The following is an 18382-nucleotide window of genomic DNA, read 5'->3' on the forward strand; positions in this document are numbered from 1 at the left end:
TTTTCAGTCCTAAACTTATCTCTTGTTTATTTAGCGTAGTCAACTGCTCGAACTTCCCGAATAACGGTAACCTTAATGTGTCCAGGATATTCAAGTTCATTTTCGATTTGCTTTTTAATATCGTGCGCCAAAACGGTCGCCTGTAAATCAGACACGTCTTTCGGCTTAACGATAACCCGAATCTCACGACCAGCTTGGATAGCATAACTCTTCTTAACGCCATCTTCCGCATTCGCAATCGTTTCAAGTTTTTCAAGTCGATGAATATAATTCTCCAACGACTCGCTCCGAGCACCTGGCCGAGCTGCAGATATCGCATCCGCAGTTGCAACCAAGACGGCAATAATGGATTTCGCTTCAACATCACCATGATGTGACGCAATCGTATTGATTACCACTGGGTTTTCTTTGTACTTCGTTGTTAATTCCACGCCAATTTCAACGTGGGAACCTTCGATCTCGTGATCAACGGCTTTACCAATATCGTGTAATAATCCTGCGCGTTTCGCGACAGTAACATCTTCACCAAGTTCAGCGGCCAAAACGCCCGCCAACTTCGCAACTTCAATTGAATGATTTAAAACATTTTGCCCATAACTAGTCCGATAATTCAAGCGACCGACTAACTTGATCAAGTCAGGATGCATCCCGTGCAACCCTAAATCAAAGACCGTTTGTTCACCGGTTTCGCGAATCTTTTCGTCCATTTCTTTACGAGCTTTTTCAACCATTTCTTCAATCCGAGCCGGATGAATCCGACCGTCTTGAATCAACTTCTCTAACGCAATTTTAGCGATTTCACGCCGAATTGGGTCAAAGCCACTCAAAACGACGGCTTCCGGAGTATCATCGATAATTAAATCGATCCCGGTCAACGTCTCTAAGGTCCGAATATTCCGACCTTCACGACCGATAATCCGGCCTTTCATGTCGTCATTCGGTAAGGAAACCACGGAAACCGTGGTTTCGGATACCATATCCGCGGCACTTTGTTGGATGGCTTGAACGATTAAGTTCTTCGCTTCTTTTTCAGACTGCGACTTAACCTCGTCCGTACTTTCTTTGATCATCACGGCTCGCTCATGCGTTAATTGATCCCGCGTTTGCGTTAAAATCCGTTCCCGCGCTTGATCTTGCGATAAGGCGGCGACCTTTTCTAATTCAGCTTGACGTTGCGTGATTAGTGAAGCTGCACTTTGTTGCTGTTGTTCCACACGTTTTTGCTCGTTGGCAATTTTATCTTCCTTTTTGCCTAAAGCATCTTCGCGTTTTTCAAAAGTATTTTCCTTATGATCCAAAGTCTCTTCGCGTTGTAACAACCGGTCTTCTTGCTTTTGCACTTCATTCCGGCGTTGCTTTAACTCGTTTTCAACTTCAGTTCGGTAACGGTGACTCTCTTCTTTTGATTCAAGAACTTTTTCTTTCTTGTGAGTCTCCGCTTGCTTCTTGGCTGAAGCAATAATACCCTCAGCTGTGTGCTTGGCCGCGTCCAATTCTTTTTCATGGATATTCTTACGAACGACATAACCAATCCCATAGCCGACAACAATTGCGATGACTGCGAGGATTATACCGAAAACATTCATGTTTCCACCTCCGCATCACCAAAATCCAGTTAACATAAAATCAACTACAAATTTTCAGATGTTATATTTTGATTACTTACACACTTGTTATTCTAATGTTTGAAACTAGTAGTGTCAACTTAAAGTCTTATGTGAAGCCCATCGTTAGCTATCAAACGTCCCTTAACTTATGCAAAAAATATGTATAAAAACGCCCAAAACCACCGTTTTGGACGTTAACAATCATTTATTTATCTTTTTCAGTCTCGCCTAAATCTAATTCACTCGGATCGTCAACCGTTGGCGCTGGCGTATTCTCTGCATCAGCCTCGTCATCATCGGCGCCGTCCATGCCATAAGCATCCCGAACCTTTTGACGAATCTCTGCCATGACATCCGGATGATCAGCCAAGTATTTCTTCGCATTCTCACGGCCTTGACCAATTCGGTCTTCGCCGTATGAGTACCAAGACCCACTCTTCTTAACGATATCCTTATCCGCAGCCATATCGACCAATTCACCGGTTTGAGAAATCCCATAACCGTACATGATATCAACTTCGGCCCGCTTGAATGGCGGCGCAACCTTGTTCTTGACCACTTTAATTCGAACACGGTTCCCGATAATATCGGTACCATCTTTAATTTGTTCTGCCCGCCGAACTTCCAAACGAATCGTCGCGTAGAACTTCAAAGCCCGACCACCAGGAGTCGTTTCAGGATTACCAAACATAACCCCAACTTTTTCACGAATCTGATTAATAAATAACGCAATCGTCTTAGTTTTATTCAACGTCCCGGAGAGTTTCCGCAGCGCTTGTGACATAAGTCGTGCTTGTAGCCCAACGTGCGCGTCACCCATTTCGCCTTCGATTTCAGCTCGCGGCACTAATGCCGCCACTGAATCGACAACTAAAATGTCGACCGCCCCACTGGAAACTAAGGCATCAGCAATTTCCAAGCCTTGTTCACCAGTATCTGGTTGCGAGAGCAATAAGTCGTCAATATTAACGCCTAAGTGTTCTGCATAAACGGGGTCCAAAGCATTTTCAGCATCGATATAAGCAGCCGTTCCGCCTTGCTTTTGCACTTCAGCGACAGCGTGCAACGCAACGGTTGTTTTACCGGAACTTTCAGGACCATAGATTTCCACGATTCGGCCGCGGGGATACCCGCCAACACCAAGCGCGTCATCTAAGGCTAAGGAACCACTTGAAATGGTTGAAATTGCCGTATTAGCGGCATCCCCCATTCGCATAATGGAGCCTTTACCAAAGTTCTTTTCAATCTTTTTTAAGGCAGCATCTAGTGCTGCTTGCCGTGCATCAGCCAAATTATTTCCTCCTTTGGGTCTCGCTCTTAACTCTTAATATCATAGCTGTTCACCTTCAGAAATGCAAGCAAAAAGCGAACAAAAGTTCGTGCTATTTTTCAATTGGTGCTTCGGCCGCTAATTTGCGGCGTAACCAATCAAGCCCCGCCATCACACTACGCTCCCGAATCCGCTGCCGATCGCCAGCAAAGTGGTATAAACGGCCCTCAGTCGGCTGATCACGATACGCTAGCCCAATCCAAACGGTCCCCGCTGGCTGGCCTTCTAGCGCATCTGGGCCCGCAACGCCAGTGAAACTTAAGGCCGTATCGGTAGCTAACTGTTGGCGGGCACCATCAGCCATGGCAATTGCCGTCGCTTCTGAAACAACCCCGTCATGATCAATTGTCGCTTGCGGCACGTTGACCAATTGATGCTTAGCGGTATTGGCATAGGTCACAAAGCCACCCGGGAAGATTGCTGATACGCCGGGCACCCCGCCAATCGTACTTTGAAACAACCCGGCCGTTAAACTTTCGGCACCGGTAATGCTTAATTGTCGGTCTATCATGGTCTTAATCACCACGGCAACCAACGAATTATCATCGCCATAGCCATACAGATAATCCCCCACTTTAGCCTTAATCTGTGCTTCCACAGTATCTAAAGCTGCAGTGGCCTCAGCCTTCGTTGCTGCCTGAGCACTTAAACGTAACGTCACTTCATTAGTCTTGGCATAGGGCGCAATCGTCACGGCTTGCTGATCATCAATCAAGGTCTTAAGTTCCGTCACCAATTGCGACTCACCAATTCCAAAGAACCGCAAGACCCGTGAATAAATCTGGGCTTGTTGACCATAAGCCGCTTGTAATTGTGGCTTAGCTTCAGTATCAAACATCATCGTCATTTCCCGGGGTGGCCCTGGTAACAATAAGAAGTCTGCGGAATCAGGTGACTGATAAAAGGCCCCGACTGCTAAGCCATTATGGTTCGTTAAGGGGGTAGCGCCCGCCGGATATAGGGCCTGCAATCGATTATTGGCGGTCATCGTTTTGTGCGTCTGGGCAAAGCGGTCCGTGATCACCTGCATCGCGGCTGTATCTTCAACCAAGGGTACATTAAGATACTTCGCGAGTGTTTGCTTCGTCAAATCATCTTTAGTCGGTCCTAAGCCCCCTGATAAAATGACTAAATCGTTACGTTGCGCTGCAATCTCAATCACAGTTGCTAACCGCGCGGGATTATCCCCGACAACGGTCTGATAGTAACTATCAATCCCTAATTCGGCTAACCCTTGGGCAATGTGGGTACTATTCGTGTTCGTAATCTGACCGAGTAAAATCTCGGTCCCAACGGCAATAATTTCTGCTTGCATGCTGAATGACATCTCCTTGTGACTTGCTGCGCGTTACGTTAAGTATATACGAAAACAAATTGTTCAAGCACTAAAAAAGTTCCACCAATTGGCAGAACTTTTTTTAACGCTATTTAAATCCATCTGAAAAGACGTTGCGATTTTGCACGAAGTAATCAATCCCCGAGTAAATCACGAAGAAGAGACAGATGTATAACATGATGCTGGCAAACGGCACGTTAATCGCCGCAAACAACACATTGTTCAAGAGTAAAAAGATAATCGCAATCATTTGCGTGGTGGTTTTGATTTTCCCAGGCATCGCTGCCGCCATCACTTCACCGTTATTTTCAACAATCAATAAGCGTAAGCCCGTGACCGCTAATTCCCGGCACATAATAATCGCCACAACCCAATCAGGCGCCATATTTAGGCGAACCAAGATAATGAACGCCGTCATGACCAACATCTTGTCAGCTAACGGATCAGCAAATTTGCCGAAATTCGTCACTAAGTGCTGCCGCCGTGCAATCTTGCCATCCGCTAAATCGGTTAGTGACGCCACCGCAAAGATCACGGTCGCCACAATCTGGGTCACTGGAATCGTCGTACCAGCCCAGACCACTTGGCCCCAACTCAATGGTAAGACCATAATCAGTAGAAAGACAGGAATCAAAATAATTCGAAACACCGTTAATTTATTAGGTAAATTCACAGCCATAACTCCTTTACAACGTTTATTTAATGGTCAACGTAATCGTCCGAACTTGGCTCGTGCTGTTCTTCGGATTGAAGTCAAACTTTTTGCCATTAATGGTTGCACTGGTTGCTTTGGCATTCCCAAATTGGAATTTGACCGTCGAGGCATTGCTTGGCAACGTCACCGTATGTGAACCATTAGCAGTCAACGTCCCTTGCCAAGTTTGCGTCCCGTTAGTAGTGACAGACGTCCAAGCGGCACCGGTTGCCTTTAAGACAACTTTATTCTTCTTAGCCCCGTTCGTTAACGTGTAGGCCGTATCACTAGTCCCATCGGCTTTAATCGTTTGGTTAGTCTTCTTCTTGTCAGCAGCCTTTTTCGAACTAGCTTTAGCCGCACTGCTGCTAGCTGCCTTCTTGGAACTAGCGGCACTGCTTGTTTGCTTAGAACTCGAAACTTGTGTGCTTGAACTGCTGGCACTGGTTGCTGAACTAGAACCGGTATGCGTTCGAACAGCCATAAACCAGATAAACAACAAAATTAAGACAACGATTGCTGTAATGATAATCGTTGGCAAATAGTTGCGGACCCGACTTGTTGGACTGCTAGGCCGTTCCCGAGTTGCTGCCCGGGTTGGTTGCGTATCATCGACATTTTGAACATAGGTTTCCGCATGGGTTGCAGGTAATTGGTCACTGTATTCTTTCAGTAACGCATCCCCATCGAGATCAACGGTGTCCGCATATTGCTTCACAAACGCCCGCACGTAGAAATCACCAGGTAACTTATCGAATTCTTCATCTTCAATCGCGATCAAATACCGCTTTTGAATCTTGGTGATCTGTTGCAAATCATCAATGGTTAATCCTTTGGCTGTCCGCGCAGCTTTTAGACGCGCGCCAATGGTACTTTTTTCTTCATTTTCACTCATTTGACTTTTTCTCCACCCTAAGTCTATTTTCAAAATCTTTCGATTCATAGTATATCACAGCCGGCGTAGTGTCGGTACTAGTGATATGAACTTAAAACTTCTTTAATGCTTGCTAGTTGGTCGAATCTGATACTCACTAATCGCTTGTGAGGTTAACAGTTGTTGGGCGATGGTTTTAACATCATCCAAGGTCAGACTCGCAATCGTAGCCGGTTCATCAAACAGCGTGGTATTGCCAAATAAACGTTGGTCAAAACGATTGGCAATGGCTTCTAGCGAGTTTGCCATGAAGACACAGCGACCAATCATTTCCTTTTTCACCATCGCTAATAGGTCTTCTTGCCCCTCAACGGCTTGGGACCAGTTTTCCAAAACGGCGATAATCGCGGCATCAAATTTTTCAGGTTGGTTAGTTTCCCCACTAAACGTGACAAAATTAAACCCATTTTGTAATTCAAAATCATAACCAAAGGTATCGTCAATAATGCCCTCATCATATAACCGCAAATAGTTCTTAGAGGTATCGCCAAATAATAATTCTAATAAGACGTTAACCCCGGCACGATACTTCAACGCAGCTGGACCAGCTTCAATTGGTGCCAACCCTTTGACCCCAATAATCGACTTCGCCCGATTGACGGGCATATCAATCATCCGATATGGCATAATATCATGACCATCCGTCGCAGTAGCTGGAATCTTACGTTCAATCGGTTGGAAGGTGTCAAACGTTTTGGCGGCTTGATTTTTAGTGACCCAGTCCAATACTTCATCAGGGTCAAGCTTACCGACTACAAACAACGTCATGTTTTCGGGATGGTAGAAGGTCCGATAAGCCGCATACAAATCATCAGCCGTAATCTTTGCAATCGACTCCGTGGTCCCGGCAATATCATACTGTAAGGGATGATTGGGATATAAGTTGCCAATCATGCCAAAGTATAACCGCCAGCTCGGATCATCGTTGTACATCTCGATTTCTTGACCAATAATGCCCTTTTCTTTTTCGACCGTCGCCGGTGTAAAGTACGGGTCTTGGACAAAATCAAGTAAGGTCTCTAAATTCTCACGCAAATGTTGCGTCGCTGAGAAGAGATAGCTGGTCCGCGTAAAGCTAGTAAAGGCATTGGCGCTAGCCCCATATTTACCAAACGTTTGAAACGCATCATGGTCCGCCTTTTCAAACATCTTATGTTCCAAGAAGTGCGCAATACCATCCGGAAAACGTCGCATTTCTGTCTCACCAGCAGGCACAAAGGTATTGTCAATCGACCCATAATTAGTCGTAAAGACCGCATAAGTTTTATGGAAGCCGGCTTTAGGTAAGAGCGTGACCGTTAGCCCATTATCGAGCTTCGTCTGATAACTTGTTTCATTAAATTGTTCATATTGTTTCACTTGCATCTTAAGCCGCGCCTCCGTTCAAAAAGAAGCCGTCATTCAATGTGACAAGTTGCGCCACTGCTTGAATCTGTTCACGGGTAACCGCCTGAATCTGTTGCAACCACTCGTCATCACTGACCTGGCGTTGCGTCAAATCATCAATCAAGGCCTGAATGGCAAACGTCCGTTGACTATCCAAACTAGATTCAAAATCATTAATCAACCCTAACTTCACCTGAGTAACGAGTTCATCGGTAAAGTCCCCGTTTTTAATAGCGGTTAACTGATCGTCAATAATTTGTAAGACTTGATCGTGATTCTTGCCATCGATCCCGGCTTGCACTTTCAAAACGCCGCGGAACGTATCCAATGAACTGCTAGCGTAATAAGCCAAGCTGGCCTTTTCACGCACGTTCATGAATAGTTTTGACAATGGCGAACCGCCGAACAATTCATTGAACACTAAGGCCGCATAGTAATGATCATCTCGATAAAAGACCGGCAGATCATAGCCTAAGTTCAACTTAGCTTGACTCAAGGCTTGCTGTTCACTAGTTTCAACATAGTGTCCCGTATTTTGATGCCGATAAAAGGCCGTTAACTGGCTAGTTGGTCGGTCGGTAAAGCCAACTTGCCGCCATTGCGTCGTCACTGCTTCAACATCGACATCACCCATCACGATAATATCGATCTGGTTAGTCGCTAAGACCGTCTGATAATAGGCATATAAGTCAGTCGCTGACAGGGTGCTTAAATCAGCGACCGTTCCAAAGCTCGGCACTTGTTGCGCCGCATCGGCCACGAATAACGCCTCATTTAATTTTTGGGCAGCATAGTATTGTTTATCATCCGCCAACGATTCAATCGACGCTTGTAAGTTCGTCACTTGCCGATCAAAGGTTGGTTGATCAAATTGCTGATTGTTAACCAATGGTCGATAAATAATTTTTTGTAAGAAGTCAATCGCACTCGCTGTTAAGGCTTGATCAGTGGCTAAATAACGTTCATTTGGCACCGTAATGGCTAATTGCAGACTATGCGTTGGTCCCTTGCGACTAACGCCTGCCCCAAAGGCCGCCCCGAACATGGCTGCTAACGCGTGGGCTAACGCCCGTTGATCCGGATAATCGGCCGAACTGGTTTCTAATAAATTCGATAATAACGCTCGTTTTGTAATTTCGTCCCGCTTAAGCGGCGCCCGAAAATTAACGATAATTTGGTTGGTTTTGAATTGATGACTCGTAACGGTCGTCAATTGAACCCCTTTTGCTAACTGAACTTGCAAATTGCATCCTCCTTGCACTATGTATAAATAATAAGCGAAAGACTATGTTGACGCAACTTTACACGTCGCATCAACCTATAAACCATTTTCCAGTTGACCACAGTTTGATGAAAAAGTTATAAAATGAGATTCTTATGAGGTCACATTAACATTGCAAACTCGCGGTTTGTCTGCTATTCTTTTCAGTATTGATAAATTGAGGAGCGATTTAATGTGAAAGTAATTAAATTTGGTGGCAGTTCCCTTGCCAGCAGTACCCAACTACAAAAAGTACTGTCGATCGTCAAAGCCGACGACCAACGGAGATATGTGATTGTTTCCGCGCCAGGCAAACGGTTTGATGGTGACACCAAAGTGACTGATTTGCTCATCCAGTATGCTCGTCAAACGATTCACCGTCAAGACACGACGGCCATCGTGGACACGATCATCGACCGCTATGCCGAAATTGGTCATGGCTTTAATGTACCTGATGACCAACTTGAACCCATTTTTGACATCATTCGCAACTTGCCAAAACAACCTTATGCGGATAATACCTACTTAATGGCCGCTTTTAAAGCCCATGGTGAACGGCTCAACGCACAACTTGTTGCTGCCGTCTTCCAAAAGTCCGGCTTAAACGCCCGTTACCTAGACCCGAAAGACGCTGGCATGGTCGTCACCGATGTACCTGATGATGCCCAATTTATTGACAGTAGTTATCAAGCCCTCGCCAAGTGGGCCAATAGCGACCAAATCTTGGTCATCCCAGGATTCTTTGCTTACAACCGGAACGGTCAGATCTGTACGTTCTCTCGGGGTGGTTCTGACATTACTGGTGCGATTATCGCACGCGGCGTCAATGCTGAACGCTATGAAAACTTTACTGACGTTGATGCAATCTACGCGGTCAATCCATCACTAGTCGCACAGCCAGCCGCAATTGCTGAAATGACTTTCCGGGAAATGCGTGAACTTTCTTACGCTGGCTTCTCCGTATTCCATGACGAAGCCTTGATCCCTGCTATTCAAGGCAATATTACGGTGAACGTTAAGAATACGAACCATCCCGAAGCACCCGGTACCTTAATTCAATCGACTAAGGCGACAAGTACAAAATATCCGGTCACCGGGATTGCCAGCTCCTCAAGCTTTTGTTCCTTATACTTACGAAAATATCTCTTAAACAAAGAAGTCGGCTTCGGTCGTAAAATCTTAACGATTTTAGAAGACCATCACGTTAGCTATGAACACATGCCATCTGGGATTGATGACTTGACGATCATCTTTGATGAACATCAATTGACCCCTGAATTGGAAAAGGAACTAACGGCTGAAATTTCTGCCGCCGTTCATCCTGACGAGCTCTACTTCACACACGATTACTCGATCTTAATGATTGTTGGTGAAAACATGCGTAACCGGGTCGGGATCATGTCTCGCGCCGCCACGGCTTTAGCTGATAATAACATTAAGTTGATTATGGTCAACCAAGGAGCCTCCGAAATTTCCATTATGTTCGGGGTACACGATCGTGATGCTGATCAAGCAGTCATTGCCTTGTATAATGAATTTTTTAAATAACTAAACACAAAACCGCGCTAACAGCTGACATCATGTCAATTGTTAGTGCGGTTTTAGTTAGAACCCTTTCAAAACATCAAACAGGTTCCAATGACAGCTTTATTTCTAAACCAAGACCATGAGCGTATCGATTGAGGGTAGCCAACGACGGCATCGAGTCTAAGTGTTCAATTTTGGCAAGCTGAGGCTGCGACATTCCAATTTGCTGTGCAAAATCTTTCTGAGAAATTCCTTGTTTAATTCGCTCAGCATTTAAGTTTGCCATTGTCTCAATAACAATCATTTCATCTTTTGAAATAGAATTTAACTGTGATTTAAAATCTTCCCAAGATGTCATATTACTTACCCCTCTCTTCGTTTCCAATCTTCTAAAAACTTTAATGCCTTTTTAACTTCACGATTACTTGTACTATTTTGACGTTTTAAATAGTGATGTAACAATATATAATGATTCACTTGTCCAGTCGCATAAAAAATCCGTTCGGGTATCGGACGCAGCTCCATCAAAGGATATCGAAGTCCCTTTAAAAACTTTGAATGCGGCTCCCTAAGCTGTGGCCCTAGAGCCCTCAAACGACTAATCTGGTAAAAAATCTTGCGCAATAAGACCTGATCACTTGGCTGATGACTATTATCAAGTTCTTCCAAAAAATCTTTCAATTCACTATAGCCACTAACATCCTCATAAAAATCAATTTTATACATCCCCCAAATACCTATCCTCTTTAATATTAGCAATTTTGCTATAGGTTGTATTATATGCTAAACCACTGTACTTTACTAAAAATAAGCTTTGAAAACGAATAAATAAAAATGTTATTCCAGATTTCGATCATCTCTAGAATAACACCATAAAAATCGCTTAGTTTTCAACCTGCTGATTACCAAACCACTTCTTATTAATCTTCGCTAACGTCCCATTCGCCTTTAACGTCTTCAAGCCGGCGTTAATCTTGGCTTTCATGGTCGTATCACCTTTACGCAACCCAACCGCAAAGTCTTCGGAATCGAACGTCCCTTGCGTTTCCGTATAAGCGGCGGAATTAGCTTCATGCTTGATATAATAGTTCGCGTAGACGCTATCAATCAACAAACCTTTAATCCGGCCAGCATTCAAGTCTAAGAACGCATTCGTGAAGGTATCATATTGAACCGGCGTCTTCTTTGCAATCTTATCTTTTAACAGCTTGGGATTGTTTTCCAGTGATTCATAGCCAGAAGAACCTGATTGCACCCCCAATGTTTTACCCGTCATATCGTTAAATGAATTAATGTGATTCTTCTTTAACGAAACCAAGACTTGCTTATTCTTTAGATACGTATTACTAAAAGCCACCACTTTCTCCCGTTGGGGGTTCTTCGTGTAGCCGTTCCAAATCAAATCAATCGTTCCGTTACGCAGCTCGGTCGCATTCATTGACCAGTCAATGGTTTGGAAGCTAACTTTGACGCCATACAGCTTAAACACTGCGCGTGCCAGGTCAATATCATAACCGACTAATTTACCGGACTTTTCCCGAAACCCCATCGGTACAAAGCTATCATCCAAGCCAACGACAACGGTGCCACGCCGCTTGATTTTGGCCCATGTATCTTGGGTATCAGCACGAGTGGTGACATTTTCACAACCACTGAGTGTCGTCGTCAAACCGACTAAGACTAAGCCGAGTAGCAATAATGATAATAAGCGTTTCTTCATCCTGCCACCCCCTATTTGGTCTGGTTCGGTTCAACGTGTAACATCTCATCAGCAATATTTTCTGCAAAGGTCAAATCATGGCTAACCACGATCTGCGTCATGCCATCCGCCTTTAAACCAAGAATCAACTTTTCAACTTCTTGCCGCAAGTTCGGGTCCAAAGCCGACGTTGGTTCGTCGTAGCATAAAACATTGGGTTTCATTGCTAGAGCCCGCGCAATCGCGACCCGTTGTCGTTGCCCACCGGAGAGTTGGTAAGGGTATTGATCACCGTGGTCACCAAGATTCAAGCGGTCGAGTAACTGTTGCGCAGCAGCTTTAGCATCAGCGGCACTTTCTTTTAAGACCATTGTGGGTGCCAACGTGATGTTCTGTAACACCGTTAAATGTGGAAATAATTCAAAGTTCTGGAACACGACCCCAATCACACTGTCATTTGTCCGGTTCGTATAAGGATCAAAAGCTTGGCCGTCCACTAGAAATTGACCACTATCCACTTTTTCTAAACCAGTAATGCAACGCAATAAGGTCGTCTTCCCAGCCCCAGAAGGCCCGACGATACTTAGAATCTCACCGTCTTTAACCGTCAAGTTCAAATCTTTAATGATGGTACGGTTACCAAAACTTTTGGTCATATTTTTAAGTTCTAACATCGGCGTTCCTCCTTATTTCCAATAACTGTAACGTTTTTCAATCTGCCGTAGCACAAACGTTGTGACGGCAGTCAACAACAAGTAGAGCACCGCAACTAAGACCAATGGGACTAAGGTGACATCCCGTGCTGTGGCCACGTTGCCGGCTCGTAGTAAGTCGCCCAACCCAATGACGTAAACTAAGGACGAGTCTTTAATCAAGTTAATTACTTCATTACCAACCGATGGCAACACGATCTTAACCACTTGTGGAATCACGATTTTACGAATGGTTTGTGCATAACTCAACCGCAATACCCGAGCACTTTCATACTGGCCATTATCGATCGATTGTAAGCCACCACGGAAGATTTCAGCGAAGTAAGCTGCGTAATTTAAAATAAAGGCAAATAACGCTGCTTCATATCGTGGAAAGACTAGCCCAATCAGTGGCAAGCCGTAAAAAACAAAAATCAATTGTAGTAATAATGGGGTACCTCGCATCAACCAAACATAAAAATTAATTAGCCATTGCAAGGGTTTAATCTTCGAAATTAAGCCTAAACTTAAAATCAACCCTAACGGTAACGACCCCACTAACGTCCATAAGAAAATTTGTAGCGTCATGCCGGCGCCGGATAATAATGATGGCAAAATCTCAGTAATATAATGCATAAGCGTTCCCTCCCAAATTCGTTAACAGCAACAAAAAAGTCCCCTTGAGACATAATCTCAAGAGGACGATTCGACGCGGTGCCACCTCAGTTCGCAGCAACTTCACAGCTACTGCCTCAGGGAGTTTAGTGATAATAAAAAAATCGTCCCTAGGTCTAAAACCTAAGAGGACGATTAATATCGCGGTGCCACCTCATCTTCATCAATTACTCACGCAACTGAACTCAGCGAGTTTATCACTAAACTCCGCCGCTAACGAGGCCAACCGGAACAGCTTACTCATTTCAGCCATTCAACTCACAGATGTGGTTCGTCATTTAAACGCGACTGGCTTTCCAGCACCGCCAATTCTCTGCCCAACGTCTAATCAACTACTCTTCTGTTCTCTGTCTTTTAATGTTGCTCTCATAATAACCAAAAACTGGTTACCCGTCAAGCGTTTTTTACTTATTTCGGTGAAAAATACTGGTAATTCGCGACCAAACGCCGACCTTTTGATGCTCAATGTTCATCAATGGGACGGTTTCGCCTTCGATACGCCGGGCAATATTACGGTAACCCTGCGCCGCTGGATTTTTAGGATCCAACACAACCGGTTCCCCGTTATTGGATGTCCGAATAACCGCATCATCATCCACGACGATCCCTAACAGGTCAATGGATAAATGATGGGTAATTTCATCAATGTCCATGGTTTCGCCATCTTGCATCATCCGTTGCCGAATCCGATTAATGACTAATTTAGGGGCTTCAGCTAATGGATATTGTTCCAATAAGCCAACGACCCGATCAGCATCACGAATTGCGGAGATTTCTGGTGTCGACACGATAATAGCTGCATCGGCGCCCGCAATCGCATTCATAAAGCCTTGTTCGATCCCAGCTGGGCAATCTAATAAGACATAATCAAAATCCGGTTTTAATTCGTCAACCACTGCCCGCACTTGATCCGGATTCAATGAATTCTTATCGGCATTCTGTGCGGCTGGCAATAAGTAAAGTAAGTCGTCAAAACGCTTATCTTTCACTAAAGCTTGCCGTAATTGTGCACGATTTTCAACGACATCCACAATATCATAGAGAATACGGTTATCGAGACCTAAGATGACATCTAAGTTGCGTAAGCCGATATCAAGGTCAACTAAACAGACTTTTTTGCCCATTAAGGCCAAAGCGGTCCCTAAGTTGGCGGTCGTCGTCGTTTTACCGACACCTCCTTTACCAGAGGTGACGACAATTGCTTTTCCCATCAAATATGTCCTCCATTCTGAATAAATAATTTAGGTCGTACTCGTTTTAATTGATTTAAAGGTTGGTAATCTAAAGCCTGAATGTCATTGATATACACGACATTTGTCCCGGTCGCCATTTTGGCCGGATCGACTAACTCTAACAGCTCACCGACTCGTACCCGTGGGACCGTCGACAAATCACTGACAATGACGGCCTCATTATGATCAGGATAACCCGCTTCTAGTGCACCGGCGACGTCACCCATCACAAAAATACTGCCAGTTGCCCGCAAGACCCCACCTTCATGAATCTTACCGAAGAACAGGACATCTCCAGTAATCGTCACGACTTGGCCATTGCGAATGATCTGATTAATCAGGTGAACGGTATCTCGTTCGATCATCGTCATCGCATCCGCCGTCAAGATAACATCCGCGGCTAGCTTATGGATACTGAATAACGAATAACGCTGAATCAACTGCGTCACTTGTTGCGTTTGTTCGGCCGTCAATAGCCGGTCTTCAGTACTAATATCAAACGCAATCTGTTTGTTAGTCGTATTGTCAACTTGCAACCGATCGAGCAAGGTCTTTAAATCGACCATAATCGTCTCGAAACTGGCGGCTTGCCGAAAGATTAATTCATAGCCATCATTACTGGCCTTTAAAACCACACTTTGCTGCATGTCTGAATTCCTTTCCACCGACTAACTCACTTTAAGATATAACTGCCGTACCGGATAATACAAAATCACAAACAACGCCAAGTTGACGGCAATCGTTGGGCCTAATGTATAGACCGCAAAGTCGGCTAAATTACTCGTCATTACTTTACCAATCAAATACCAAATATACACAAATGCTTCGACGATCGTTAAGTTAATAATATAGACCATCAGCATCGTCAAAAAGTTCAAATCAAGCCAAGGCTTAATCTGACGACTCAAGTAAACTACTAATGGCAAGGCCACCATATAGACACCCAAGATGCCTGTATAGTACCAATCAAACACTAGCCCCGCAAAAGCCGACCAAATGCCGATTGAGAGATCATTGCGGTCGTCTAAAAAGACCGCAAAAATAATCCACAGTAACACTAAATGCAAGACACTAGAATAAGGATATTTAAATAAATGCGCTGCAAACACATTTGATAAGGACCCATCTAAAAACAAGGCTAAAAATAACCCGACTGGGAAGATAATTCTTAAACGTGATACTCTCACAATCATTAGCCTCCCTTATTGCACCGCTACAGTGACAACGGTTAAGTCAGTTAAGTTAGCTGCTGGTGTGATCTCAACTTCGGAAGCCAGCCCATAATCATCTTGTTTGACCTTAGCGACCGTTCCCACGTATAAGCCTTTAGGGGTCACACCACCTAAACCACTCGTGACAACCTTGTCACCCTTTTTGATCTTTGTCTTAGACGTTACGGAACCCATTTCGATTAAATTCGTACTCTTATCGTAGCCCGTCACAATCCCATTAACAGTACTACCAGCCTTATTCGTCACTTGAATCGCGAACTTATCGGCTGACGAACTCGTGCTCGAAATTAATTCAACCTTAGAATTAGTCTGATTAACTTCAACCACCCGACCAATCAACCCAGATTGTGACATGACTGGCATGTTTTTCTTAATCCCAGCTGTAGCCCCTTTAGAAATCACCAATTGGTTCATCCATGAAGAAGGTGTCCGCGTTAAAACGTTGGCGGTCACTGCTGTGTAAGCCGTCAAAGAGTTATTTAACTTCAATTCTTTACGTAACTGCTTATTTTCAGCGGTTGCGGTTTGTGCGTTAACTTTAGCTTGTGCTAATTGGTCAACTTGCTTCTTTAGCTTTTGGTTTTCTTGATACGTATTCAAGAGATCCGAAACCGAATTAGAAGCCCCTTGCAAGCCATTTACTGGCCAGGCAATGACTCGGTCAACAGCGCCGGCGACATCGTTTCCAAACTGCTGAAGCAATGGCGGGGTCGACTTCTTATTGCGGACCGCAACTGAAACGCTCATCAAGCCGAAACTGATAATTAACACAATGATCACGATAACCAATTTACGGTTGGAAAAAAACTTTTGCATACTGAACCCCCGGTCGAAAATTCAATTAGTTAACAATAAATAAGCGGGAAGTCATCTTCCCGCTCACCTGTTATCGCTTTTTCATAACATCGATGCTCTTGAGTGATTCCCCAGTCCCAACGGCCACACAATCAAGGGGTTCGTTAGCAATAAATACGGGTACTTTCGTCGCATCAGCAATGACTTCGGAAAGATTCTTTAATAAGGCGCCACCACCGGTTAAAACAATCCCATGATCAATCACGTCAGACGCGATTTCAGGTGAAGTTTCTTCCAAGGTTTCCTTAATTGCCGAAATGATTTCTGAGACGATTTCTTGAATCGCTTCAGCGACATCGACTGCTGAAATTTCAACTGTTTTTGGTAAACCGGATAATAAGTCCCGGCCACGAATGGTTGAGCTTTCAATGTCTTTAGCAGCTTCAAGTGAAGCTGAACCAACATCGATCTTTAATTGTTCAGCCGTCCGTTCACCAATGAGTAAGTTGAACTTTTGACGAACATGATAGATGATTGAATCATCGATCTTATCCCCAGCCATTCGGATTGACCGACTAGACACGATCCCACCTAAGGAAATCGTGGCGACATCGGTCGTCCCGCCACCGATATCAACCACCATGCTACCAGTTGGATCCATGACCGGCAACCCGGCCCCAATCGCTGCAGCAAATGGTTCTTCAATGACATAAGCATCCCGAGCGCCGGCAACCCGAGTCGCATCAATCACGGCTCGTTTTTCGACTTCAGTAACGCCGCTTGGTACACAAACCATGACATAAGGCTTACCATTAGAACGGCCTAATGTCTTTTGAATAAAGTATTTCATCATAGCAACGGTGGTATCGTAATCCGCAATGACCCCATCTTTCATTGGTCGAATCGCCACGATACTTGCTGGGGTTCTCCCAATCATATCCCGTGCATCTGAACCAACGGATACGATTTCACCAGTCTTCGTGTTCTTCGCAACTACAGATGGTTCCCGTAGCACGATTCCCTTGCCGTCAACGTACACAATTGTGTTGGCAGTACCGAGATCGATCCCGATATTCTTTGTCCCAAATCCGAACACTACATTCATCCCTTCATCATAAACATTTTAATTTTTTATATTAGTCATAATAGTTAGTATTATAGCATAATAGCCCGGCATTAAAAATCTGCCTGAATCCTAGCATACCGTAATCTATTAAAAAATACAGTTCCACTATTTAACTTAGATAAAATTTAACAAAAAACGCGATTAAGCGGATTATTAATCCGTCCTAACCCCGTTATTTTACCACATTCTTTTACGATTCGATATTACAATTCAACAACCCTTGTTCCGCAAAACTAAAGTAATCGGTTTCACCAACCACAAAACTATCCAAAAGTGGTATACCCAATAACTCACCACAGTCTTGTAGCCGCTTGGTAAAAGCCGCATCCCGTTTTGACGGGGTCGCGTCCCCGCTCGGATGATTATGGGCAATCACCACGCGAGCCGTATTGGTTAGTAAGGCCGCCTGAAAAAGTTCCCGCGGATGAACCGGGCAGGCATTCAGCGTCCCCTGAAAGATCACTTGGCGTTTCACAATTTGATTCTTCGTATCTAAGCATAATAATAAGAGTTGTTCTTGTCCCAGACCAGCAAAGTCATGTTGAAGTTGCGCGCCAGTCTGCCCGCTACCATAAATTTGGCCTAATCGGACCCGCGGTTGTTGCTGCAAAAGCTGTCCGCAGCGAATCGCCATTAACAAACTGTTCCAAAGCGGATTGGGATTAACTTGTTCCGACCACTCATGCATCTGTGCTAACGGATAGCTCTGCTCAAAAGCTTGCGCCGCCTCATCCGCCGCACTGGGCGTCATAAAATCACCGAAAAAACGTTGGATCAAGTGCTGAATCTGATCCAGCTGATTATCACTCGTGCTCGTTACTAATAAACTCATCGATAGTTTCCTCCCTACTCAAGA

At 44.5% G+C, this 18382-nt stretch carries 19 protein-coding genes and 1 other annotated feature; of the genes, 1 reads left to right on the forward strand and 18 read right to left on the reverse strand.

The features are described 5' to 3' along the window. Positions 1–26: 26 nt before the first annotated feature. The 7 genes from rny to yfmF form a co-directional block, all read right to left on the reverse strand. Positions 27–1586 carry a ribonuclease Y gene (rny, locus tag FFM77_RS04660; protein WP_137634591.1) on the reverse strand — a complete coding sequence of 520 codons (1560 nt, stop codon included), beginning with the start codon at positions 1584–1586 and terminating at the stop codon, positions 27–29. Between the two features lie 226 nt (positions 1587–1812). Further along, on the reverse strand, positions 1813–2898 hold the full coding sequence (recA, locus tag FFM77_RS04665) for a recombinase RecA (protein WP_137634592.1): 1086 nt from the start codon (positions 2896–2898) through the stop codon (positions 1813–1815). A gap of 91 nt (positions 2899–2989) precedes the next feature. Next, positions 2990–4252 (reverse strand): competence/damage-inducible protein A, encoded by a 1263-nt coding sequence (locus tag FFM77_RS04670; RefSeq protein WP_137634593.1) that lies wholly within the window; start codon positions 4250–4252, stop codon positions 2990–2992. Between the two features lie 109 nt (positions 4253–4361). Further along, positions 4362–4946, reverse strand: a complete 585-nt coding sequence (gene pgsA / locus FFM77_RS04675; protein WP_137634594.1) for a CDP-diacylglycerol--glycerol-3-phosphate 3-phosphatidyltransferase — start codon at positions 4944–4946, stop codon at positions 4362–4364. A 22-nt stretch (positions 4947–4968) separates the two neighbouring features. Continuing rightward, positions 4969–5862 (reverse strand): helix-turn-helix domain-containing protein, encoded by an 894-nt coding sequence (locus FFM77_RS04680; protein ID WP_137634595.1) that lies wholly within the window; start codon positions 5860–5862, stop codon positions 4969–4971. Between the two features lie 102 nt (positions 5863–5964). Then, complete coding sequence (yfmH, locus tag FFM77_RS04685) at positions 5965–7266, reverse strand: EF-P 5-aminopentanol modification-associated protein YfmH (RefSeq protein ID WP_137634596.1); 1302 nt, start codon at positions 7264–7266, stop codon at positions 5965–5967. A gap of 1 nt (position 7267) precedes the next feature. Continuing rightward, positions 7268–8530, reverse strand: coding sequence for an EF-P 5-aminopentanol modification-associated protein YfmF (gene yfmF / locus FFM77_RS04690; protein WP_223876781.1), 1263 nt, complete (start codon positions 8528–8530; stop codon positions 7268–7270). Between the two features lie 213 nt (positions 8531–8743). On the opposite strand from yfmF, the gene FFM77_RS04695 reads away from it, so the two are divergent. Continuing rightward, entirely contained in the window at positions 8744–10096 is a 1353-nt protein-coding gene (locus FFM77_RS04695; protein WP_137634598.1) for an aspartate kinase, read from the forward strand. 76 nt (positions 10097–10172) lie between these two features. Here the strand turns inward: FFM77_RS04695 and FFM77_RS04700 are convergent, their stop codons facing one another. The 11 genes from FFM77_RS04700 to FFM77_RS04750 form a co-directional block, all read right to left on the reverse strand. Then, entirely contained in the window at positions 10173–10433 is a 261-nt protein-coding gene (locus FFM77_RS04700; RefSeq protein WP_137634599.1) for a helix-turn-helix domain-containing protein, read from the reverse strand. 5 nt (positions 10434–10438) lie between these two features. Continuing rightward, positions 10439–10801 (reverse strand): type II toxin-antitoxin system RelE/ParE family toxin, encoded by a 363-nt coding sequence (locus tag FFM77_RS04705; RefSeq protein ID WP_137634600.1) that lies wholly within the window; start codon positions 10799–10801, stop codon positions 10439–10441. A gap of 157 nt (positions 10802–10958) precedes the next feature. Beyond that, entirely contained in the window at positions 10959–11795 is an 837-nt protein-coding gene (locus FFM77_RS04710; protein ID WP_137634601.1) for an amino acid ABC transporter substrate-binding protein, read from the reverse strand. An 11-nt stretch (positions 11796–11806) separates the two neighbouring features. Continuing rightward, positions 11807–12448 (reverse strand): amino acid ABC transporter ATP-binding protein, encoded by a 642-nt coding sequence (locus tag FFM77_RS04715; protein WP_137634602.1) that lies wholly within the window; start codon positions 12446–12448, stop codon positions 11807–11809. Between the two features lie 12 nt (positions 12449–12460). Further along, complete coding sequence (locus FFM77_RS04720; RefSeq protein ID WP_137634603.1) at positions 12461–13102, reverse strand: amino acid ABC transporter permease; 642 nt, start codon at positions 13100–13102, stop codon at positions 12461–12463. A gap of 163 nt (positions 13103–13265) precedes the next feature. Further along, positions 13266–13498 (reverse strand) — a binding site (T-box leader). A 47-nt stretch (positions 13499–13545) separates the two neighbouring features. Then, positions 13546–14352, reverse strand: a complete 807-nt coding sequence (gene minD, locus FFM77_RS04725; RefSeq protein WP_137634604.1) for a septum site-determining protein MinD — start codon at positions 14350–14352, stop codon at positions 13546–13548. Further along, positions 14352–15020, reverse strand: a complete 669-nt coding sequence (locus FFM77_RS04730; protein WP_137634605.1) for a septum site-determining protein MinC — start codon at positions 15018–15020, stop codon at positions 14352–14354. Before FFM77_RS04730 ends, minD begins: the two co-directional genes overlap by 1 nt. Before the next feature lie 21 nt (positions 15021–15041). Further along, positions 15042–15560 (reverse strand): rod shape-determining protein MreD, encoded by a 519-nt coding sequence (gene mreD / locus FFM77_RS04735; protein WP_137634606.1) that lies wholly within the window; start codon positions 15558–15560, stop codon positions 15042–15044. A gap of 15 nt (positions 15561–15575) precedes the next feature. Next, on the reverse strand, positions 15576–16421 hold the full coding sequence (gene mreC / locus FFM77_RS04740) for a rod shape-determining protein MreC (RefSeq protein WP_137634607.1): 846 nt from the start codon (positions 16419–16421) through the stop codon (positions 15576–15578). Positions 16422–16491: 70 nt separating this feature from the next. After that, a complete protein-coding gene (locus tag FFM77_RS04745) occupies positions 16492–17496 on the reverse strand; it encodes a rod shape-determining protein (RefSeq protein ID WP_137634660.1) in 1005 nt (334 codons plus the stop codon). Positions 17497–17716: 220 nt separating this feature from the next. Next, positions 17717–18358, reverse strand: a complete 642-nt coding sequence (locus FFM77_RS04750) for a JAB domain-containing protein (RefSeq protein WP_137634608.1) — start codon at positions 18356–18358, stop codon at positions 17717–17719. Between the last annotated feature and the right edge of the window lie 24 nt (positions 18359–18382).

The organism is Lactiplantibacillus songbeiensis, assembly GCF_005405125.1.
Taxonomy (GTDB): Bacteria; Bacillota; Bacilli; order Lactobacillales; family Lactobacillaceae; genus Lactiplantibacillus; species Lactiplantibacillus songbeiensis.